Here is a 21,572-nt window from a genome sequence, read left to right on the forward strand (position 1 = left end):
CCCCTTAAACCGTACGGAAAATACCTCTTTTGTGACGGTATTCACCTTTTAAAGTTGTATGACAAGTTATCTTGCACCCCGTCGAAACACATTGAACGACGGAATGCAGTCGACGTGGTCGATACAGACACCTGATTGAGCGGTACGGATACCGAATTCAGCACGCGTACTTACTGGCAAGTTCGGGCCGTACCGGGAAGTTTACTCCGGTAAGCCCCTTCGAGAATGACATCTTCCGGCAACACGGGAGGATGGCTGCAGGACTCGCAGTTATAACAACACGATGAGGTTTACATGCGTAAAATTAAAGGGTTACGTTGGTACATGATCGCACTGGTGACAATGGGCACCGTGCTGGGCTACCTGACACGTAATACCGTGGCGGCAGCTGCGCCGACTCTGATGGCTGAGCTGCACATTTCCACACAACAATACTCTTACATCATCGCTGCTTACTCTGCAGCTTATACCGTGATGCAGCCGGTTGCCGGCTACGTTCTGGACATTCTGGGCACCAAAATCGGTTACGCCTTCTTCGCCATTGCCTGGGCTGTTTTCTGTGGCGCGACTGCGCTGGCAGGCAGCTGGGGTGGTCTGGCCATCGCACGTGGTGCGGTCGGCGCGGCTGAAGCGGCAATGATCCCTGCGGGTCTGAAAGCCAGCTCCGAGTGGTTCCCGGCGAAAGAGCGTTCTATCGCGGTAGGTTACTTTAACGTTGGTTCGTCTATCGGCGGCATGATTGCGCCACCTCTGGTGGTCTGGGCTATCGTGATGCACAGCTGGCAGATGGCGTTCATTATCTCCGGCGCGCTGAGCTTCATCTGGGCAATGTCCTGGCTTATCTTCTACAAACACCCACGCGATCAGAAAAAATTAACTGACGAAGAACGTGAGTACATCATTGGTGGTCAGGAAGCACAGCACCAGACCAACAACGCGAAGAAAATGTCTCCATGGCAGATCATTCAGACCCGTCGCTTCTGGGGTATCGCCCTGCCGCGCTTCCTGGCTGAACCAGCATGGGGTACCTTCAACGCCTGGATCCCACTGTTCATGTTTAAAGTCTACGGCTTTGACCTGAAAGAAATCGCCATGTTTGCGTGGATGCCAATGCTGTTCGCTGACGTAGGCTGCGTGCTGGGTGGCTACCTGCCGCCGCTGTTCCAGCGCTGGTTCGGTGTGAACCTGATTGTTTCCCGTAAAATGGTTGTCACCATGGGCGCCCTGCTGATGATTGGCCCAGGGATGATCGGTCTGTTCACCAGCCCATACGTTGCTATCGCCCTGCTGTGCCTTGGTGGCTTTGCTCACCAGTCTCTGTCCGGCGCGCTGATTACGCTCTCTTCCGACGTCTTTGGTCGTAACGAAGTGGCTACCGCGAACGGTCTGACCGGGATGGCGGCGTGGATGGCGAGCACCATGTTTGCACTGGTTGTTGGTGCGCTGGCTGATACCATCGGCTTCAGCCCACTGTTCGCCGTACTGGCTATCTTCGACCTGTTAGGTGCGGTGGTTATCTGGACCGTGCTGCAGAATAAGCAGGCAGACGACGGTCAATCCGGTGCGAATAGCCCTACGCAGCAGGCCACGCAAAACTAATCTGTAACGGATGTCTGTTTTCCCAAAAGCCGCCTTGTTCCAGGCGGCTTTTTTCATGTCATAATGTGGTTAGCTGCTCGTAAAAGTGGTATAACAAATTTAATCTGCCGTACCCTGCCTGGAGAGCATATGGAAATCGCCGACGCACGTCGCTTGTATCAGCAACTGGCCGCTGAGCTAAAAGAACGCATTGAGCAAGGCGTATACCTAGTGGGCGATAAACTGCCTGCGGAGCGCTTTATTGCCGATGAAAAGAGCGTCAGCCGCACCGTGGTTCGCGAAGCGATTATCATGCTGGAAGTCGAAGGGTATGTTGAAGTCCGTAAAGGCTCCGGCATTCACGTCATTTCCAATCAGCCGAAATACCACCAGATGCCGGACGAAACGCTGGAGTTTGCCAACTACGGCCCGTTTGAGCTGCTGCAGGCACGTCAGCTGATTGAGAGCAACATCGCGGAGTTCGCCGCTACCCAGGTCACCAAGCAGGACATCATGAAGCTGATGGAGATCCAGGAAAACGCACGCAAAGAGCAGTGCTTCCGCGACTCCCAGTGGGATCTCCAGTTCCACGTGCAGGTTGCTCTGGCGACGCAAAACACCGCGCTTGCGGCCATCGTTGAGAAAATGTGGACCCAGCGCGTGCACAACCCGTACTGGAAAAAACTCCACGACCATATCGACGCTCGCACCGTAGATAACTGGTGTGACGATCACGACCAGATCCTGAAAGCGCTGATTCGCAAAGATCCGCATGCGGCAAAAATTGCCATGTGGCAGCATCTGGAGAACACCAAGCTGATGCTGTTCAACGAAACCAGCGATGATTTTGAGTTCAACGCCGACCGCTACCTGTTTGCGGAAAACCCGGTAGTTCACCTCGATACGGTCGCTATCGGCGGCAAATAAGCGCCCTTGTCACTTATTAAGGCTTACCTGACTTTTCACGTGGGTAAGCCTTTGTAAATCCCCTAGCCACTCCCCGCCCGAAACCGCAAAATCGTTCTGCAACAAATTGCAATTTCTATGACGGAAAACCGCGCCATTTGTTACAATTGCATGCATTTTGCCTTTTTGTTGTTCAGCAGTAGATTATTTTGCCAAAACAGGGACTGTTCAGCGCGTATTTACCGCGATGCTATTAAAATAGAAACAAGCAAAGACCGTCGCAGCGCGTTCAGGCATTACGTTAATCGATGTACCAGGAATCGTGAATGGAACTACTAACCCAACTCTTAAATGCCTTGTGGAGCCAGGATTTCGAAACCCTCGCTAATCCGTCCATGATCGGTATGCTCTATTTTGTCTTATTTATGATCCTGTTCCTTGAGAACGGTTTGCTGCCGGCTGCATTTTTACCGGGCGATAGCCTGCTGGTGCTGGTCGGCGTACTGATTGCTAAAGGCGCAATGGGCTTCCCGCAAACGGTCCTTTTGCTGACCGTCGCCGCCAGCCTCGGCTGCTGGCTTAGCTATATTCAGGGCAAGTGGCTGGGCAATACGCGTATCGTCCAGAACTGGCTTTCACATCTTCCCGCCCACTACCACCAGCGCGCGCACCATCTGTTCCATAAGCACGGCCTCTCAGCGCTGCTGATTGGTCGCTTTATTGCGTTCGTGCGTACCCTGCTGCCGACCATTGCCGGAATTTCAGGCCTGAACAACGCGCGCTTCCAGTTCTTCAACTGGATGAGCGGCCTGCTGTGGGTACTGATTCTGACCACCCTTGGCTATCTGCTGGGTAAAACCCCGGTATTCCAGAAATACGAAGACGCGCTGATGTCGTGCCTGATGCTGCTGCCGGTGGTACTTCTGGTCGTCGGCCTGATTGGTTCACTGGCCGTGGTGTGGAAGAAGAAATACGGTAATCGAGGCTAACGATGGTGGCAAACCGTATTCTGCTACGTCGATTTGCCGTTAGTCTGGGCATGATGCTGATGCTATGCATCATGCTTTGGCTATGGGCCGCACTGCAGCGCGAAGAGTCTACGCTGGCCATTCGCCCGATGAATCAGGCCAGCATGCCCGACGGCTTCTCCATTTCTCATCATCTGGATGCTAACGGCATTCGCTTTAAGAGCATCACGCCGAAGGATGATGCCTTATTGATTACCTTTGAATCCAGCGAGCAGAGCGCCGCGGCGAAGCGCGTGCTGGATAACACCCTGCCGCACGTCTACGTGATAGCGCTGCAGGATGAAGATAACAACCCGGCAAGCTGGCTGTCCCTTCTTCGTGACACCTCGCATCGATTTGGTTAGCCACTTCCAGGAATCCGAATACTTTCACCCGCTTTGGTGATTTTGTATTTTACTTACTATGCTTAGTATTGTGGGTGACGCAGCGGCGCTGCCCACATACCGGAAAAAGTACATGCCGATGTACTACGCACAATGGAAGGTTCATACATGAAATACCGCATCGTTCTTGCTCTTGCCCTCGCGTCTCTTAGTGCGAGCGCAGCAGCAACATCACTGTGTCAGGAAAAAGAGCAGGACATTCAGCGTGAGATTGGCTATGCCGAGAAGCATAACAATCAGCACCGTATTGACGGCCTGAAAAAGGCGCTGAGCGAAGTCCAGGCACACTGTACTGACAGCAAGCTTCGCGCCGATCATCAGGAAAAAATTGCGGAACAGAAGGACGAAGTTCGCGAGCGCGAGCAGGATCTGAAGGAAGCAGAACAGAAAGGCGATGCGGATAAAGTGGCAAAACGCGAGCATAAGCTGCAGGAAGCCAAAAAAGAACTTAACGCGCTGGAATCCCGCGCATATTGAGTGGAAATCCTTAAAGGAGAGATACGATGGCTAAAGATTCGACATCAGATCAGTTACGCGCAGAGCTGAAGGCCCTGTCCGATACCCTGGAAGAAGTCCTGAATGCTTCCACCGACAAATCCAAAGAGGAGATGAGCAAACTGCGCAGTAAAGCAGAGAGCGCGCTCAAAGAGAGCCGTGATCGTCTGAGTGAAGCAGGTGAAGTGCTAACGAAGCAAACGCGTGAAGCAGCGGCGAAAGCCGATGGCTACGTGCGTGAAAATCCGTGGACAGGCGTCGGTATTGGTGCAGCAGTCGGGCTGGTGCTGGGCGTTCTGCTGACGCGTCGCTAAGCATGAGTCAATCTCAACACGCGCCGGGGCCGGGAAAGAACATTCTCGGCATTGGCCAGCGCATAGTTACCCTCGTGGTTCAGATGGTCGAAACGCGACTGCGCTTAGCGGTCGTCGAACTGGAAGAGGAGAAAGCCAACCTCATCCAGATCCTGTTAATGGCCGGGCTTACCCTGCTGTTCACCGCTTTCGGCCTGATGAGCCTGCTGGTGCTGATCATGTGGGCCGTTGACCCGCAGTATCGCCTTATCGTAATGGTCGCCACTACGGCAACCCTGCTGCTGCTCGCGATCGTTGGTGGGATATGGACCCTGCGCAAAGCCCGCCGCTCCACCCTGCTGCGCCATACTCGCCACGAACTGGCTAACGATCGCGCCCTGCTGGAGGATGACGAACCATGAGTCCACGTCAGGAGCGAGAGGAACGCAAAGCGTATCTGCTGCGGCAGATTCAACAGCAACGGCTGGATATGAGCGCCAGCCGTCGCGACTGGCTGGAGGCCACGCAGCCCTACGATCGCGGTTGGGACCGCCTGGTAAGTCTGCGTTCATGGGTGATGGTCGGCAGCAGCGTGATGGCGGTGGTCTCTTTGCGCCATCCGCGTTTTCTGGTGCGCTGGGCCCGCCGCGGCCTGGGCGTCTGGAGCACCTGGCGCATGGTCAGGAATATTCTGCGCCGCTCCGCTTAGCCTTCCCCCCCCCTCTGCTTTTTTCACTGCCATACATCGTTGCTCAGATTCTTTGAAGAACTTCAACAGTTTTCCTTGCTAACAATTGTTATACGTCACAGTTATATTTCTCTCCATCGACAGCAGCTACGCGCTATCAACGTGTAAACGCTCAATAAAACGGTTTAACTGCCCGCAAGGTTCTCTGGAGAGAAAGATGAAAAAATTAGAAGATATTGGTTTCCTGGTCGCACGTATTCTGATGCCGATTCTGTTTATCACCGCAGGCTGGGGCAAAATCACCGGGTATGCGGGTACGCAGCAGTATATGGAAGCAATGGGTGTCCCTGGTTTCCTGCTGCCACTGACCATTCTGCTTGAGTTTGGCGGCGGTCTGGCGATTCTGTTCGGTTTCCTGACTCGTACCACCGCGCTGTTCACCGCAGGCTTCACTCTGCTGACCGCCTTCATCTTCCACAGCAACTTTGCTGAAGGCATGAACTCGCTGATGTTTATGAAAAACCTGACCATCGCTGGCGGCTACCTGCTGCTGGGTATCACCGGTCCAGGCGCATTCAGCATCGACCGCGTGCTGAATAAAAAGTGGTAAGCGCACTATACTGAATGAATAAAAAAGCGAGGAGATATCTCCTCGCTTTTGCTATCTGGAGGAGAACATCATGGGACAATTGATCGATGGCGTCTGGCAGGACGTCTGGTATGACACCAAATCCACCGGTGGACGTTTCCAGCGTTCGGTATCCGCATTTCGCAACTGGCTGACCGCCGACGGCGAGCCAGGCCCGACCGGTAACGGTGGTTTTGCCGCCGAGAAGGATCGCTATCACCTGTACGTCTCTCTTGCCTGTCCGTGGGCGCACCGCACGCTGATCCTGCGTAAGCTCAAAGGGCTGGAGCCATTTATCTCGGTTTCCGTCGTGAATCCGCTCATGCTGGAAAACGGCTGGACCTTCGACGCCGATTTCCCGGCCGCCACTGGCGATACGCTTTATCAGCATCAGTTCCTTTATCAACTCTATCAGCATGCCGATTCCAGCTACTCCGGGCGCGTAACCGTACCGGTGCTGTGGGATAAAAAGAACCAGACCATCGTCAGCAACGAATCTGCAGAGATCATTCGCATGTTCAATACCGCCTTTGATGCCCTGGGCGCCAAAGCGGGTGATTACTATCCGGTCGCGCTGCGCGAGCAGATTGACGAGCTGAATAGTTGGATCTATGACACCGTGAACAACGGGGTCTATAAAGCCGGCTTCGCCACCAGCCAGGCAGCCTATGATGATGCCGTCGAGAAAGTCTTTAGCTCGCTGGATCGCCTGGAGAAGATCCTCGGCCAGCACCGCTACCTGACCGGTAATCAGCTCACCGAAGCCGATATTCGCCTGTGGACGACGCTTATCCGTTTCGATCCGGTCTACGTGACCCACTTTAAGTGCGATAAGCACCGCATCAGCGACTATCTGAATCTGCACGGCTTCCTGCGTGATATCTACCAGATGCCGGGTATTGCTGAGACCGTCGACTTCGACCATATCCGCAACCACTACTTCCGTAGCCACAAAACCATCAACCCGACCGGGATTATCTCCATCGGGCCATGGCAGGATCTGGACGAGCCGCACGGCCGCGACGAGCGTTTCCGCTAAGCACACCGGGCATCGGTCCTCGATGCCCAATTAATTCACTCCATCAATATTTACCACCTTTTCATTCACGACTATCCTTAGCTTGATCGCTTTAAAAACAAGTGATTAATGATCAACTGAGGCATAAAAATGGATTGGTATCTCAACGTTCTACGTAATTACATTGGGTTTGGCGGCCGCGCCCGTCGCAAAGAGTACTGGATGTTCATTCTGGTGAACGTCATTTTGACGTTCGTGCTGGGGGTGATAGACAAGATGCTGGGCTGGCAGCGCGCTGGCGGCGAAGGGATCCTCACCACTATTTACGGCATTCTGGTCTTTATTCCGTGGTGGGCAGTGCAGTTCCGCCGACTGCACGACACCGATCGCTCGGCGTGGTGGCTGTTGCTACTGATCATTCCGGTGATTGGCTGGATTGTGATCATCATCTTTAACTGCCAGAACGGAACGCCTGGCGACAACCGTTTCGGACCGGATCCGAAGCGTCTTTCCTGATCCCGGGTCGCTTCGCTCGTCCGGGCTACATGTTGCAGGTAGCCCGGACGAGGTGCGAAGCACCGACTCCGGGGTTTATTTCGCGGTTAACAACTTTTGAATCTCACGCAGACACCAGGACTTCGCTTCGCCCATGCTGTCGCGACGCCAGGCCATGATGATATCAATTTCGCTGGTGTATTCGGGGCTCACCACGCGTAAGCGCCCCTGCGCGATATCCTCTTCGACCATTGGATACGGCATAGTCGCTACGCCCAGGCCGGCTAACAGCGCCTGGCGCTTCTCTTCCATCGACGTGACCGTCAAACGCGGTTGCTTATCCAGCAACTGTACCGTCAGTACCGGACGTTCGCGGGCGGTGTCGGCAATCGCCACGCCGCGATACTTCACGCGCGTCACTTCCGACAGCGGTTCGGCTTCCTGATGGATAGGGTGATCCGGCGCGGCAACATAAACGTTCATCACCGAATAGAGTTTGCGGGAGTTAATCTCCGTCGATGAACGGAAATGCATATCCGGCGCAATCACGATATCCGCCCGCCCCTGCTCCAGGCGCTCCCAGGCACCCGCCAGCACTTCGGTAATAATCGACAGTTGGGTATTGGATTTGGTCGCCAGCTTTTCCACCAGCGGGAACAGCGCAGAGGTTGGGATCAGCGCTTCTGCTACGATGGTGAGATGGGTTTCCCAGCCGCGAGCCAGCGCTTCGGCATCGGTCGTCAGCTTATCGGCGGCTTCCAGCAGCACGCGCCCGCGTTCCAGCAGCATGCGCCCCACGTTAGTGAATTTTGTTCGATGACCCGAGCGGTCAAACAGAACCACGTCCAGCTCTTCTTCCAGCTTTTGCATGGTGTAGCTTAATGCCGAAGGCACGCGTCCGAGCTCATCAGCCGCGGCGGCAAAGCTTCCGCGTCTATCGATGGCGTCCATTACTCGTAGTGCTTCCAGCGTCAGTGCTCTCTCTTTAGCCATGGCGTGCTCATTCAGTAAATTTGAACATACCGGGCAGAATATCTGGCTAACAATGCAGCGTCCATACCTTTACCATTGTTTTAGTGTAAAGGAGGGTCAAGAAGATGATTACCACAAGAACAGCGAAACAGTGCGGACAGGCAGACTTCGGTTGGCTGCAGGCTCGCTACACCTTCTCTTTTGGGCACTACTTTGATCCGAAGCTGCTGGGCTACGCCTCACTGCGCGTGTTGAATCAGGAAGTGCTCGCACCGGGTGCCTCATTCCAGCCACGCACCTATCCAAAAGTCGATATTCTGAATCTGATTCTGGAAGGTGAAGCGGAGTATCGCGATAGTGAAGGCCACCATATTCATGCCAAAGCCGGTGAAGCGCTGCTGATTGCCACTCAGCCAGGCGTCAGCTATAGCGAGCATAATCTGAGTAAAGACAAGTCGTTAACCCGGATTCAAATCTGGCTCGACGCCTGCCCTGAGCGCGAGAACTCGCGCGTGCAGAAGATCAAACTGAAAGAGATCGATCACCAACTGTTAGCCTCGCCGGACGGCAGCCAGCACAGTCTGCAGCTGCGCCAGCAGGTATGGCTGCACCATATCGAGCTTGCCAAAGGCGAGCAGGTCAGCCTGCAGCTGCACGGGCCGCGTGCCTATCTGCAGTCGATTCATGGCACGGTTCACGCACTGGCTCACGAGGCGGAAAAACAATCTCTGACCTGCGGTGACGGGGCGTTTATCCGCGATGAGAGCAATATCACACTGGTGGCTGATACCCCGCTGCGCGCTTTGCTGATAGATTTACCGGTGTAACGATTTTCAGGGACACCGAAGACAAAATGAGTAAGCGAAACAACAAAAAGCAGCACAAGGCCGTCGTCGTTAAAGCACCACAGCCGGTCAGCGCGCCAAAAAGCTTTGGCTTTGAAGAGATGCTGAACGAGCTGGAAGCGATTGTTTGTGAAGCAGAACGTCATCAGGCAGCAGAACACGCCGCCTGAGAAGATGCCCCGGCCAGTCACCGGGGCTTTTTTTTACGCGAGCTTGCTCGCCATAATCTGAATCACCTGCTTGTCCGTCTGCTGCATGGAGTGGCAGGCCAGCGAGCAGAGGTTGCTAATCGACTGCTCCACATCGTTTGCCACAATCCCCTCATTTCCAGTTACCGCCGTTTCATCCAGCGCCATCAGCACCGCTTTCCACGCCGACGACACGCTGGTTGAGACCTTCATCGCGCAGCTGTTAGACGCGCCATCGCAGATAATGCCGCTGACGTCGCCGATCATGCTGCTGATGGCCATCGAGATGCTGCGGTAGCTGCCGTCGATAAGCCAGCAGATACCGGCTGCCGCTCCCATCGAGGCGGTGGTCGCGGCACAAAGCGCCGACAGCATCGGCAACTGGTGATGGATATAGATAGCCGTCAGGTGCGAAAGAATCAGCCCGCGGGCCATTTTTTCCTGCGAGCAGCCCAGATGCTCCGCCACTACCACCACCGGCATAGTCGCAGCAATGCCCTGGTTGCCCGAGCCGGAGTTGCTCATTGCTGGCAGGCAAGCGCCGCCCATGCGTGCATCAGAGGCCGCCGAAGTGCGGATCATGATGTCGGTCAGCAGATCTTTTGCCAGCAGCCCGCGCTCGCGCTGACGTTGCAGGGTTGCGCCAATATGCAGGCCGTACGGCGCACGCAGCCCTTCATGAGAGAGCGCGCTGTTCAGCAGGGCGGCATCGAGGATAAAGCTTATCTTTTCAAACGGCACCTGCTCGGCAAACTCAACGACCTGCTCCAGGGTGACATTTTCAAGGGATGTTGTCTGCTCTTCTTCTGCGCCTTCGCCATTGCTGACATTCAGCAGCGTCACGCCATTTTTCACTACGCGAATCACTCGCGTATGGCCACCGGCAATGGTCACCGTCGCCGATTCATCGGGGGTATAGACCGTGGCGCTGGCATAGAGCACGTCATCGCACGGATCTTCCATCGTCACCGACACTTTACCGCTCGCCAGCAGAACCTTGGCCGCCGTAATGTCCTCCACCGACGCGCCCTTCAGCACTTCCAGCCCGGCCTGCGCGTCGCCACCCAGCGCACCCAGCGCGGCGGCAATCGGCAGCCCCACCATCCCCGTACCCGGCACGGTAACGCCCATGCCGTTTTTCATCAGGTTCGGCGACACTTTAGCCACGATATGACTAACCCTGCCCGCCAGATGCGATGCCGCAATCGCGCTCGCCAACGCCAGTGAAACCGGCTCGGTGCAGCCCATTGCGGGCTTCACGTTCTGTTTTACCGCCTGAATCATGTTGTCCCAGAGCGGATTCATTGATACATCAACCATATTCATTACCACACGTAAATCAGGAGAAGGCCAGGAACGGCGAGACGCAGAGCAGCAGGCCGGTAATGATGATAATCACCAGCGAGACGCCTTTGTATTTGTGTAGCGCCGGGACTTTGTAGACCAACCAGGCCGGGATCAGACAACCCACCATGCCGAAAATAGGGCTACAGATAGAGGTGAAGCTCAACACTGGCGCATTGAGAACAATGGCGCTCCAGGCCAGCAGGATGGCGAAGACCATGATCCCGCGCTGCACCAGCTTCTGATTGATTTGTTCTTCCGGCATTTTGCGGCGCAGCAGGTTGATAACGATCCCCTGCGTCGCTTCGCGGAAGCCCAGATAAACACCGAAGAAGGCGGTCATCACAGCAAAGATATTGAGGATCACGCTCACCACGGTCACCCAGGCACCCGCGCTGCCGTTAATAAACTGGGCGGCAATCGCCAGCGCCGAGATGTTCTGCTCGTAAGCTTTCACCGCTTCATCGTGACCCATCGCCAGCGTAAAGGAGACGGCGTAGAAGAAGACCACCACGAACAGAATACCGAAGGCGATGTTCATCGCCCGCAGCGCCTTGTGACGCGCCACTTCGCGAGATTTCTCCTTTGAGCGGTAGGAGATAACCATCGGGCTCAGGGTTTGAATAAACAGGATTGAGGTCAGGGTAAACGGCAGCGTGATGATGGCGTTCTTAATCAGCAGCCCCATCGGCGGCAGCGTCCCGGCGTTGTACAGATGCCACATGCCCACCATCGACACCCCAAGTGCCGCCACTACCAGCAGTTTGGTCAGCACCATAAAGCTGGAGACTTTAAACAGCAGCTTCTCCCCGCGCGACGATATCGCTACCAGCACGCAGATCAGCACCAGGCCATAAAACGGGTTTTCGGAGAGCAATCCGTCGGTCACGCCGAAGGTATGCAGATAGGAGGCGCTGTCGTTGGTGATCGCCGTGGAATAGACGAACATCCAGATAACCAACATGATGAAGTAGAGCGCACCGAGTAAGATCCCCCAGTTTTTGCCGAGGTAGCCGCTGATAACGCTCGGGTAGTCTTTACACTCTGGCGATTCGGCCAGGGTGTTGATAAACAGACGCTGGAACAGGTACATCGCCGGGTAGCCAACGATGGAGGAGAGCAGGAAGACCCACAGTCCCATCAGGCCAACCTGAACCGGTAGGAACACGATCCCGGCCCCGATAGCCATCCCGATACTCATAATGACCCAGCCAACGTCGGTACTGTCGAATTTTATTGCCGCCTGCCATTCACTTTCTGACATGCCCGCTCGCGCGGCCGCTGACGACGTCGGCGCGGTTGCTATTGAGATTGTTTCCATAACAAATTCTCACTCTTAGTATGTAGGGGTTTATTGTTCTAATTCAGTTTGATGTTCTGGATGGTGCGAATATTACAGGCTTATTCACTGCCTTTTTTAGAGTGAGAAAATGATAGCGCGGGTTATGGAGAAAAAACTTGCAACTCCATGCGCTGAGAAACGTCGAAAGTAGAAAATATTGCTACGATTAGCGCAAAATAAACCAATGTATTTCTCTTGAACTAAAAAAAGAGAGATTTCGGTTGTTTTCGCTTCCAACATAATAATCGTAATAAATTGTTTTATAAGGAATTTTAATCGGATAGCGATTTCTTCGATGATGAACGCTACGCAGGTTTTGTGAGATAGCGCAATGAGTCGTGTTAACAAGATGTGAAGTTAAAGAAAGGTAAAAAATGACGGTTATCACACCATTACATCAATTTAGTGAATAACTCTATTTTTTGTATGGATATGGTAAACAAATAGAATATAACGCTACTGAAAAGGCGTGTCCTTCAATCAGCGCCGAAAAGCAAAAACCCCGCCGAGGCGGGGTTTTTTAAGAGGTGAAACTGACCGATAAGCCGGGTTCTGTCGTGGACAGTCATTCATCTAGGCCAGCAATCGCTCACTGGCTCAAGCAGCCTACCCGGGTTCAGTACGGGCCGTACCTTATGAACCCCTATTTGGCCTTGCTCCGGGTGGAGTTTACCGTGCCACGGACTGTTACCAGCCGCGCGGTGCGCTCTTACCGCACCCTTTCACCCTTACCTGATCCCGCTTGCGCGGGCCATCGGCGGTTTGCTCTCTGTTGCACTGGTCGTGGGCTGTTACACCCCCCAGGCGTTACCTGGCACCTTGCCCTATGGAGCCCGGACTTTCCTCCCCTCCGCCCGTCTCCCCCGAAGAGGACGACGACGAAGCGGCGACTGTCTGGTCAGCTTCGGCGCGCAGTATAGAGGGTTTGCGCGCCGATGTCACCCTTCGATCCGCATCCCCACCTGAATGGCGGCGGCAATGTTCCGGGAGGTCTGATAAATGTTCTCCGCCGCATCGCGGAACGCCTCTTCCAGCGAGCCAATACGGTTCAGCACGCTGAATACCGAATCAATGCCGTACTGGTGCACCACGCCAACATCGCGCGTCAGGCTACCGGCAATGCCGATAACCGGTTTATGGTATTTCTTCGCCACGCTGGCTACGCCTACCGGCACCTTGCCGTGAATGCTCTGGCTATCGAGACGGCCTTCACCGGTGACCACCAGCGTGCAATCGTGAATATGCTCTTCCAGATTCAGCGCCTGGGTCACAATCTCAATGCCGCTGCGCAACTCTGCGCCCAGGAACGCCATCAGCGCCGCCCCCATTCCGCCCGCGGCGCCAGATCCCGGCACGGTTTTCACGTCGATACGCAGCGAGGCTTTGATCGCCTCCGCATAGTGGGCCAGGTTGCGATCCAGTTCGACGATCATCGCCTCGGTCGCCCCTTTCTGCGGGCCAAAGATGCAGGAAGCGCCCTGCGGCCCGGTCAGCGGGTTCGTCACATCGCACGCTACGCGAATCGCGCAGTGTTGCAGGCGGGCGTCCAGGCCGGAAATATCAATGTGATTAAGACTCATCAGGCTGCCGCCGCCAAAGCCAATCGACTTGCCTTCGGCATCGCACAGCTTCGCGCCCAGCGCCTGCACCATACCGGCACCGCCGTCGTTGGTCGCGCTGCCGCCAATACCGATAATAATGTTCTTCACCCCACTCTCCAGCGCCTGGAGGATCAGTTCCCCGGTGCCGTAAGAGGTGGTAATCAGCGGGTTACGCTGTTCTGGTGGCACTAAGGCCAGGCCGCTTGCGGCCGCCATTTCAATAAAGGCGGTATTCCCGTCGCCGGAGATCCCCCACTGTGCTTCCACGGCTTCGCCCAGCGGGCCGGTGACTGTTGATGTCACCGAACGCCCCTGCGTGGCCGCAATCATCGCCTCAACCGTTCCTTCTCCACCGTCGGCGACCGGCACTGACACGAATTGCGCTTCCGGAAAGATTTCCCGAAATCCTTTTTCTATTGCCTGAGCTACCTCGGTGGCAGAAAGGCTTTCTTTATAAGAGTCTGGGGCGATTACGATTTTCATATCTGAGCCTATTAGCGCACGACGCCGGAGGGCGTTTTACTGCTCCGGCCTACCCTGTAAGCCCGGCACGCAATGCGCCACCGGGCACAACGTCCTTAGCGAGTGACTTCCACTTTCGCCAGCTTTTCGTAATAGCATGCCAGAGCGCTATGGTCAGCGGTTCCCAGACCATCGGCACGCAGCGCCTGCATCATTTCCATCACCGCCGCGGTCAGCGGCAGCTGTGCGCCAACGCCGTGCGAGGTATCCAGGGCATTCGCCAGATCTTTAATATGCAGGTCGATACGGAAACCTGGCTTGAAGTTACGATCCATCACCATCGGTGCTTTCGCGTCCAGCACGGTGCTGCCCGCCAGGCCGCCGCGAATCGCCTGATACACCAGATCCGGGTTGACGCCCGCTTTGGTCGCCAGGGTCAGCGCTTCAGACATCGCCGCAATGTTCAGCGCCACGATCACCTGGTTTGCCAGCTTGGTGACGTTACCCGCACCGATGTCGCCGGTATGTACCACCGAACCCGCCATCGCTTTCATCAGGTCGTAGTATTTATCGAAGATAGCTTTATCACCGCCCACCATCACCGACAGCGTACCGTCGATGGCTTTTGGCTCGCCGCCGCTGACCGGCGCATCAAGCATCTCAACGCCCTTCGCCTTCAGCGCATCGCTAATTTCACGGCTGGCCAGCGGAGCAATCGAACTCATGTCGATAAGCACGGTGCCCGGCTTCGCGCCTTCGATAATGCCGTTTTCGCCCAGCGCCACGTCTTTCACGTGCGGGGAGTTTGGCAGCATGGTGATGATCACATCACACTGCTCAGCAATCGCTTTTGCCGTGGTTGCCGTTTCGGCACCAGCGGCGATCACTTCAGCGATCGTTTCAGGATTACGGTCAGAAACCACCAGCGAGTAACCTGCTTTCAGCAGATTTTTACTCATCGGTTTACCCATGATACCCAGGCCAATAAAACCAACTTTCATCGTCATTTCCTCAAATGTGTATGTATTCGGTGGTGGTTACTTCTTGAAGGCGTCAGCCAGCTTCTGCGTACCGGCGCGGAACACGCCCAGATCGCTGCCGACCGCCACAAAGGTTGCGCCCCACTCCAGATAGCGACGCGCATCGGCTTCTACCGGTGCCAGAATGCCGCTCGGCTTACCGTGCGCTTTGGCACGGGCGAAAATGTGTTGAATCGCCTGCTGCACTTCCGGGTGAGAAGCGTTGCCCAGATGGCCTAACGCCGCGGCCAAATCGCTTGGGCCGACGAAGATACCGTCAACGCCGTCGGTAGCGGCAATGGCATCAACGTTATCGACGCCAAGCTGGCTCTCGATCTGCACCAGGATGGTGATGTTCTTATTGGACTGCGCGAAGTAATCCGGCACGGTGCCAAACATGTTGCCGCGATGCGAAACGGATACGCCGCGAATGCCTTCTGGCGGATAGCGGGTAGAGGAGACCGCCTGCGCGGCTTCTTCTTCGGTTTCTACGAACGGGATCAGGAAGTTGTAGAAACCGATATCCAGCATGCGCTTGATAATCACCGGCTCGTTAGTCGGGATACGCACCACCGGTGCGCTCGCGCTGCCTTTTAAGGCCATCAGCTGCGGGATGAGCGTCGTCACGTCGTTCGGCGCATGTTCACCGTCCAGTACCAGCCAGTCGAAACCGGCCAGTCCTAACACTTCGGTGCTGATTGGGCTGGAGAGTGCGGACCAGCAGCCAATCTGAACCTGTTTGGCAGCCAGTGCCGCTTTGAATTTGTTAGGGAAAATCGCGTTATCCATTTTCATTACCTTAAGTTAGTCGTGGCTTACTTACGCAGTTCCAGACGTTTGATGTCGCCCACCACGAACAGGTAGCAAACCATCATCATCAGCGCAGAGCAGCCTACAAAAATCAGTGCGCCATTAAAGGAGTGCAGCTCACTCACGATATAGCCAATCACCAGCGGAGTGACGATAGACGCCACGTTGCCGAAGACGTTAAACAGCCCGCCGCACAGCCCAACAATCTCTTTCGGTGCCACATCGGAGATAACCGGCCAGCCGAGTGCGCCAAAGCCTTTACCGAAGAATGCCAGCGCCATCAGGGTTACCACCAGCGCGGTGTTATCGGTGTAGTTACACAGAATAATCGTCGATGCCAACAGCATGCCCAGCACGATAGGCAGCTTACGAGCAAAGGTCAGCGTACAGCCACGGCGGATCAAGTAGTCAGAGAACAGACCGCCCAGCACGCCACCGGCAAAGCCACACAGCGCCGGGATAGATGCCACCAGCCCTACTTTCAGAATCGACATCCCTTTATCCTGCACCAGGTAAATCGGGAACCAGGTGAGGAAGAACCAGGTAATGGTGTTCAGGAAGTACTGACCAAAGAAGATACCTAACATCATACGGCTGCTGAGTAACTGCTTGATGTACTCCAGCTTCGGACCTTTTGCCGCATCGCTGCCCGGCTTTTTATGGTCCATATCGACCACAGCACCGTTATCCGCAATAAACTTCAGCTCATCTTTAGACATACGCGGATGGTCAGTCGGGTTATGAACAAACTTCACCCACATCCCGGTCAGCACGAAGCCAATCGCCCCCATCACGGTAAAGACGTGTTCCCAGCCCCAGGCAAAGGTCAGCCAGCCCAGCAGTGGAGAGAACAACGCTAACGAAAAATACTGCGCAGAGTTAAAGATAGCGGACGCGGTGCCACGCTCTTTAGTCGGGAACCAGGCCGCCACGATACGGGCGTTCGCTGGGAAAGATGGTGCTTCGGAGAAGCCCAGCATAAAGCGCATAAAGAACATGGAGACGCCTGCCCACGCTAATGGGAAGAAGCCAACAAAGCCCTGCAGGAAAGTGAACAGCGACCAGAAGAACAGGCTGTAGGTGTACACTTTCTTCGAACCAAATTTATCCAGTAACCAACCACCGGGGATCTGCATGAGCAAATAAGCCCAACCGAACGCAGAGAAGATATACCCCATTTCTACCGCGCTCAGCCCCAGCTCTTTCGCCACCGATGTACCGGCAATGGAGAGCGTGGCGCGGTCAGCATAGTTAACGGCCGTAACAATAAAAATAACTAACAAAATTAAATAACGAGTCGGCATTCCTTTCGTTGATCCAGAAACATCAGCAGTATCATGTATCATTTTATTATCCTCGGGGGTACAGAGCACCTTAATTGTATTTTTATTATTAAGGCATATTTCGCTGATTATTAATTGATAACAAGCGACTAAATAAACCAATAAGACACTATGAAATCGGGATTCAGTATAATCAGGAAACCAGCGCCATACATTGTGCAAACACACAATCTCAACGCTTTTAAAAATCTTTTAATTATACATATGCACATAACACTGGGCGCTGATGCACAATTTCACGCTTTGATACCCTTGCGCCACGGGGCATCACAATAATAAGTGATCTCAATCACATTTTTAAACTTCAACACCTGACATGCTTTATTCCATAATCAAAGTGTTCTTATTTTCAATAATGAAAACCCTGACACTTATATCTTTTATTTTTTGCCCCGCTGGCTGGAGAATACTGGACAATGGCTAACATTGAAATCAGACAAGAATCGCCGACTGCCTTTTATATTAAAGTGCACGACACTGATAATGTGGCGATTATTGTTAACGATAACGGATTAAAAGCAGGAACACGTTTTCCTGATGGTCTGGAATTAATTGAGCATATTCCCCAGGGGCATAAAGTGGCTCTGGTGGATATTCCCGAACACGGCGAAATTATCCGCTACGGCGAGGTCATCGGCTATGCCGTTCGCGATATCGTGAAGGGCAGCTGGATTGATGAGTCCACGGTCATTCTGCCGGAAGCACCGCCGTTGAACACGCTCCCGCTGGCCACCAAAGTGCCGGAAGCGCTGCCGCCGCTGGAAGGCTACACCTTCGAAGGCTACCGCAACGCCGACGGCAGCGTCGGTACCAAAAACCTGCTGGGCATCTCCACCAGCGTGCACTGCGTGGCCGGCGTGGTGGATTACGTGGTCAAAATTATTGAACGCGATCTGCTGCCAAAATACCCGAACGTCGACGGCGTGGTAGGCCTTAACCACCTGTACGGCTGCGGCGTGGCGATTAACGCCCCGGCGGCCATCGTGCCCATTCGTACCATTCATAACATCGCCCTGAACCCGAACTTTGGCGGCGAAGTGATGGTGGTCGGCCTCGGCTGCGAAAAACTGCAGCCCGAACGCCTGCTGCAGGGCACCGAAGATGTACAGAGCATCCCGGTCGACAGCGCCAGCATTGTGCGCCTGCAGGACGAACAGCATGTCGGCTTTAGATCGATGGTCGACGACATTCTGCAGGTAGCTGAACGCCACCTGGAAAAACTCAATAAACGCCAGCGTGAAACTTGCCCGGCATCGGAACTGGTCGTTGGGATGCAGTGCGGCGGCAGCGATGCCTTTTCCGGCGTCACCGCCAACCCAGCGGTGGGCTACGCGTCTGATCTGCTGGTACGCTGCGGCGCAACCGTCATGTTCTCGGAAGTCACCGAAGTACGTGATGCGATCCACCTGCTCACCCCACGCGCTATCAACGAAGAGGTCGGTAAACGCCTACTGGAAGAGATGGCCTGGTACGATAACTACCTCGATATGGGCCAAACCGACCGCAGCGCCAACCCGTCTCCGGGCAACAAGAAAGGCGGTCTGGCAAACGTGGTAGAAAAAGCGCTGGGCTCTATCGCCAAATCAGGCAAGAGCGCCATTGTGGAAGTGCTATCACCGGGCCAGCGCCCGACCAAACGCGGCCTGATTTATGCCGCCACCCCGGCAAGCGATTTCGTCTGCGGCACCCAACAGGTGGCCTCCGGCATTACCGTTCAGGTCTTCACCACCGGCCGCGGTACGCCTTACGGCCTGATGGCGGTGCCGGTGATTAAGATGGCGACCCGCACCGAGCTGGCGAACCGCTGGTATGACTTAATGGATATTAACGCCGGAACCATTGCGACAGGCGAAGAGACCATTGAGGATGTTGGCACCAAGCTGTTTGAGTTTATTCTCGACGTGGCGAGCGGGCGGAAGAAAACCTTCTCGGATCAGTGGGGGCTGCATAACCAGCTGGCGGTGTTTAACCCGGCACCGGTGACTTGATATTCAACACGGCGGTTAGAATAAGTCCTGCGGGAGGTCATTGTACCTCCCGCATTTTTTATGCGGCATGATGTTGTGCGAAGAATGCTTCAATTTGCGCGCGCGTTGACGTTCCTTCCATTGGGCCACGCTGCGCTATCGCCAGCGATCCACTCGCATTAGCCCACTTCAGCGCTTCTGGCGGCTGAACGCCAGACAAGAACAGGCTCACAAACGTCGCACCAAAACAGTCTCCTGCACCAGTTGGATCAATCACAGGGACATTAAAGCCTGCGACATGGTGGGTTTCCTCAGCGCTGAAATAGCTGGCACCTCGCGGGCCTCGTTTAATGACCACATGCTTCACGCCGCGTTTTAGCAACTTGTCGACTAACACCTGTTCATCGCGCCCACGGTTAAGCCCAAAATAATCCAATTCACCATCACTGGGTAAAAAGATATCGGTGTAATCAAGAATGTATTCAAAGGCCTGAGACATCTCCGGAATATTGAGCATCTCTTTGCGAATATTGGGGTCGAACGAGACCGTGCCGTTACGAGATTTCACATTCTCAATCGCTTTGCGCATGGCATCGATGATGCGAAAAGAGAACAGCGATGATCCCATGATGTGGAAATGGTTGCACTGATTTAATAACGTCTCGTCAATATGCTCCGCCGTCAGCAACCCACAAGCGCTATTGGGCATGTTGAAGATAAAATCACGCTGCGCCTGGTTACGGTAGCTCACAAAGGCGCTCCCGGTCGTCGCCTTCTGCAGCATTGCGATTCCACTCACGTTGACGCCGTCCTTTTCCAGCCGGGCAATGTTCATTTCACCAAAGGCATCGCTTCCTACGCAGCTAAACAATACGGAACCAAAACCTAACTTCGCCACCTGATCGGCAAAAATGGCTGGCGCACCACTGGGATAGGGCCCCCAAAATTCTCCAGGTTGCGAGAAACCCTGATTTTCTTTCTTGGCGAGGAACTCCACCAACAGCTCACCGATGGTACAAATGGTCACGTTCATCACCGCTCCTTCACTTCGCTTTTTGCAACGCAGGGTTGAGCCATGTCAGGCATTCATTGTTGGTATAGCTATTGGTCAGCCCTGCCGTGAGAAAACGGGCATGATATTCAGCAGCCACAACCTGTGGCGTCACAATGCCGCTGATTTGCTGTAATTCCCCCACAGCATAGCGTTTTTCACCGTAAACGGGCCGCCCAGCAACCACTGCTATCATGCGTTCACTTTGCGCCACAGCTTCATGAAGCAGTCGCGCTCGCATTTCGTTTCTAACGCTTAGCGTACCGTCTTCAGCAATATGATCGACAGCAATCAACGCTCGGGAAGGACGATAATGACGGAGCGCACTTACCACCATTTCTCCCTCGATTTCGTTGCCTTCACGACTAATAACACCACCGAGAAGTACGCTTTCCCCGTTAAGAAACTCCTGAGCGAAAGGAACATGCGCGAGATCGTTCATGAGCAGGCAAAGCTCTTCATTGCCAGCAAGAAAAGGAATCACCTTTCGTAAGGTAGAGCCAGGGCCTAAAAAAACCGTCTCCCCATCATCAATGAACGAAGCAACCTGGCGTGCAATTTCAGTTTCCAGCGCTTTATCAACGACAGCAGTGACAGGTTCCCTCTGCTGAGCAGTCGGCGCGCCCTGCTGCGCAGTATAAATTGCACCACCAAATGAGCGTTTCAGGTAGCCTTGCTGCTCAAGATAGTTCAGGTCATTACGGATGGTGACTCCAGAAACAGCAAGCATCTCAGCCAGATCGTCGACCTTAATCTCTCCGTTCTTACGGACGATCTCTGCAATATCTAAGCGTCTTTTCAGCAGGCTGGTTGACGGTTTTGCCACAGTGTTATGCCCTATTTTCATCTCAAGGAATAACTTTCATTTTTAAATTTTCATTATCTATTGTCAAACAACTCGATGGTACAGCGCTTTTACAAAACAATAAAAGTCATATATTTCAATAAATTGAAAATTTTTATTTATTTAAAACATAACTTACAAACGAAAACAAAAAATAAATCTTAACTTTCATTTTTAAAATCAATTCATCGTTGTGTGCGTTTGATCACAACGTATCCGCAGAACGATCGCTACATTACTTTCAAAACGAAGGAGTAAAGCACGATTTAACT

23 protein-coding genes and 1 other RNA gene are annotated in these 21,572 nt (G+C 54.1%); 14 read left to right on the forward strand and 10 right to left on the reverse strand.

Features of this window, described 5'->3' with window-relative positions; all coding sequences use genetic code 11:
- The first annotated feature begins 294 nt into the window (after nt 1-294).
- The 11 genes from AB2B48_RS14770 (at nt 295) to AB2B48_RS14820 (ending at nt 7,533) form a co-directional block, all read left to right on the forward strand.
- On the forward strand, nt 295-1,599 hold the full coding sequence (locus AB2B48_RS14770; RefSeq protein ID WP_368299527.1) for an MFS transporter: 1,305 nt from the start codon (nt 295-297) through the stop codon (nt 1,597-1,599).
- A 129-nt stretch (nt 1,600-1,728) separates the two neighbouring features.
- Nucleotides 1,729-2,505, forward strand: coding sequence for a transcriptional regulator ExuR (exuR, locus tag AB2B48_RS14775; RefSeq protein WP_185667874.1), 777 nt, complete (start codon nt 1,729-1,731; stop codon nt 2,503-2,505).
- 305 nt (nt 2,506-2,810) lie between these two features.
- Nucleotides 2,811-3,473, forward strand: a complete 663-nt coding sequence (gene yqjA / locus AB2B48_RS14780) for a DedA family general envelope maintenance protein YqjA (protein ID WP_333496213.1) — start codon at nt 2,811-2,813, stop codon at nt 3,471-3,473.
- Nucleotides 3,474-3,475: 2 nt separating this feature from the next.
- Nucleotides 3,476-3,856, forward strand: coding sequence for an EnvZ/OmpR regulon moderator MzrA (mzrA, locus tag AB2B48_RS14785; RefSeq protein ID WP_185667872.1), 381 nt, complete (start codon nt 3,476-3,478; stop codon nt 3,854-3,856).
- Between the two features lie 147 nt (nt 3,857-4,003).
- Nucleotides 4,004-4,372, forward strand: a complete 369-nt coding sequence (locus AB2B48_RS14790; protein ID WP_185667871.1) for a DUF1090 domain-containing protein — start codon at nt 4,004-4,006, stop codon at nt 4,370-4,372.
- A gap of 26 nt (nt 4,373-4,398) precedes the next feature.
- Nucleotides 4,399-4,704 carry a DUF883 family protein gene (locus AB2B48_RS14795; protein WP_368299528.1) on the forward strand — a complete coding sequence of 102 codons (306 nt, stop codon included), beginning with the start codon at nt 4,399-4,401 and terminating at the stop codon, nt 4,702-4,704.
- 2 nt (nt 4,705-4,706) lie between these two features.
- Entirely contained in the window at nt 4,707-5,105 is a 399-nt protein-coding gene (locus AB2B48_RS14800; protein WP_368299529.1) for a phage holin family protein, read from the forward strand.
- A complete protein-coding gene (locus tag AB2B48_RS14805) occupies nt 5,102-5,392 on the forward strand; it encodes a YqjK-like family protein (protein WP_368299530.1) in 291 nt (96 codons plus the stop codon). The genes AB2B48_RS14800 and AB2B48_RS14805 overlap by 4 nt, the downstream gene beginning before the upstream one ends.
- A gap of 196 nt (nt 5,393-5,588) precedes the next feature.
- Nucleotides 5,589-5,981, forward strand: a complete 393-nt coding sequence (locus tag AB2B48_RS14810; RefSeq protein WP_064542109.1) for a DoxX family protein — start codon at nt 5,589-5,591, stop codon at nt 5,979-5,981.
- A gap of 70 nt (nt 5,982-6,051) precedes the next feature.
- The gene (locus AB2B48_RS14815) at nt 6,052-7,038 is read left to right on the forward strand and encodes a glutathione S-transferase family protein (protein WP_220440909.1); all 987 of its coding nucleotides are present in this window, start codon (nt 6,052-6,054) and stop codon (nt 7,036-7,038) included.
- Between the two features lie 129 nt (nt 7,039-7,167).
- A complete protein-coding gene (locus AB2B48_RS14820; RefSeq protein ID WP_185667866.1) occupies nt 7,168-7,533 on the forward strand; it encodes a DUF805 domain-containing protein in 366 nt (121 codons plus the stop codon).
- A gap of 75 nt (nt 7,534-7,608) precedes the next feature.
- Here AB2B48_RS14820 and AB2B48_RS14825 read toward each other — a convergent pair whose 3' ends face one another.
- The gene (locus tag AB2B48_RS14825; protein ID WP_185667865.1) at nt 7,609-8,505 is read right to left on the reverse strand and encodes a LysR family transcriptional regulator; all 897 of its coding nucleotides are present in this window, start codon (nt 8,503-8,505) and stop codon (nt 7,609-7,611) included.
- 104 nt (nt 8,506-8,609) lie between these two features.
- On the opposite strand from AB2B48_RS14825, the gene AB2B48_RS14830 reads away from it, so the two are divergent.
- A complete protein-coding gene (locus AB2B48_RS14830) occupies nt 8,610-9,311 on the forward strand; it encodes a pirin family protein (protein ID WP_185667864.1) in 702 nt (233 codons plus the stop codon).
- Nucleotides 9,312-9,337: 26 nt separating this feature from the next.
- Complete coding sequence (locus AB2B48_RS14835; RefSeq protein WP_185667863.1) at nt 9,338-9,499, forward strand: hypothetical protein; 162 nt, start codon at nt 9,338-9,340, stop codon at nt 9,497-9,499.
- A gap of 33 nt (nt 9,500-9,532) precedes the next feature.
- Here AB2B48_RS14835 and AB2B48_RS14840 read toward each other — a convergent pair whose 3' ends face one another.
- From AB2B48_RS14840 to AB2B48_RS14870, 7 genes are all read right to left on the reverse strand, one after another.
- Entirely contained in the window at nt 9,533-10,837 is a 1,305-nt protein-coding gene (locus AB2B48_RS14840) for a serine dehydratase subunit alpha family protein (RefSeq protein ID WP_368299531.1), read from the reverse strand.
- Between the two features lie 19 nt (nt 10,838-10,856).
- Complete coding sequence (locus AB2B48_RS14845; RefSeq protein ID WP_368299532.1) at nt 10,857-12,182, reverse strand: hypothetical protein; 1,326 nt, start codon at nt 12,180-12,182, stop codon at nt 10,857-10,859.
- Between the two features lie 546 nt (nt 12,183-12,728).
- Nucleotides 12,729-13,109: RNase P RNA component class A (gene rnpB, locus AB2B48_RS14850), an RNA gene on the reverse strand.
- Between the two features lie 32 nt (nt 13,110-13,141).
- Nucleotides 13,142-14,287 carry a glycerate 2-kinase gene (gene garK, locus AB2B48_RS14855; RefSeq protein WP_368299533.1) on the reverse strand — a complete coding sequence of 382 codons (1,146 nt, stop codon included), beginning with the start codon at nt 14,285-14,287 and terminating at the stop codon, nt 13,142-13,144.
- 95 nt (nt 14,288-14,382) lie between these two features.
- Nucleotides 14,383-15,273 carry a 2-hydroxy-3-oxopropionate reductase gene (gene garR / locus AB2B48_RS14860; RefSeq protein WP_185667859.1) on the reverse strand — a complete coding sequence of 297 codons (891 nt, stop codon included), beginning with the start codon at nt 15,271-15,273 and terminating at the stop codon, nt 14,383-14,385.
- A 30-nt stretch (nt 15,274-15,303) separates the two neighbouring features.
- Nucleotides 15,304-16,074, reverse strand: a complete 771-nt coding sequence (garL, locus tag AB2B48_RS14865) for a 2-dehydro-3-deoxyglucarate aldolase (protein ID WP_220440907.1) — start codon at nt 16,072-16,074, stop codon at nt 15,304-15,306.
- Between the two features lie 26 nt (nt 16,075-16,100).
- Nucleotides 16,101-17,441 (reverse strand): MFS transporter, encoded by a 1,341-nt coding sequence (locus AB2B48_RS14870; protein ID WP_185667857.1) that lies wholly within the window; start codon nt 17,439-17,441, stop codon nt 16,101-16,103.
- A 413-nt stretch (nt 17,442-17,854) separates the two neighbouring features.
- Between AB2B48_RS14870 and garD the strand changes: the two genes are divergently transcribed.
- Complete coding sequence (gene garD, locus AB2B48_RS14875) at nt 17,855-19,426, forward strand: galactarate dehydratase (RefSeq protein WP_368299534.1); 1,572 nt, start codon at nt 17,855-17,857, stop codon at nt 19,424-19,426.
- A gap of 58 nt (nt 19,427-19,484) precedes the next feature.
- Here the strand turns inward: garD and AB2B48_RS14880 are convergent, their stop codons facing one another.
- Both AB2B48_RS14880 and AB2B48_RS14885 read right to left on the reverse strand, forming a co-directional pair.
- Complete coding sequence (locus AB2B48_RS14880) at nt 19,485-20,438, reverse strand: sugar kinase (protein WP_368299535.1); 954 nt, start codon at nt 20,436-20,438, stop codon at nt 19,485-19,487.
- 10 nt (nt 20,439-20,448) lie between these two features.
- Nucleotides 20,449-21,282, reverse strand: coding sequence for a DeoR/GlpR family DNA-binding transcription regulator (locus AB2B48_RS14885; protein ID WP_368299536.1), 834 nt, complete (start codon nt 21,280-21,282; stop codon nt 20,449-20,451).
- Nucleotides 21,283-21,572 lie beyond the last annotated feature (290 nt).

Origin of the sequence: Kluyvera sichuanensis (assembly GCF_040930405.1) — a bacterium.
GTDB classification, from domain to species: Bacteria; Pseudomonadota; Gammaproteobacteria; order Enterobacterales; family Enterobacteriaceae; genus Kluyvera; species Kluyvera sichuanensis.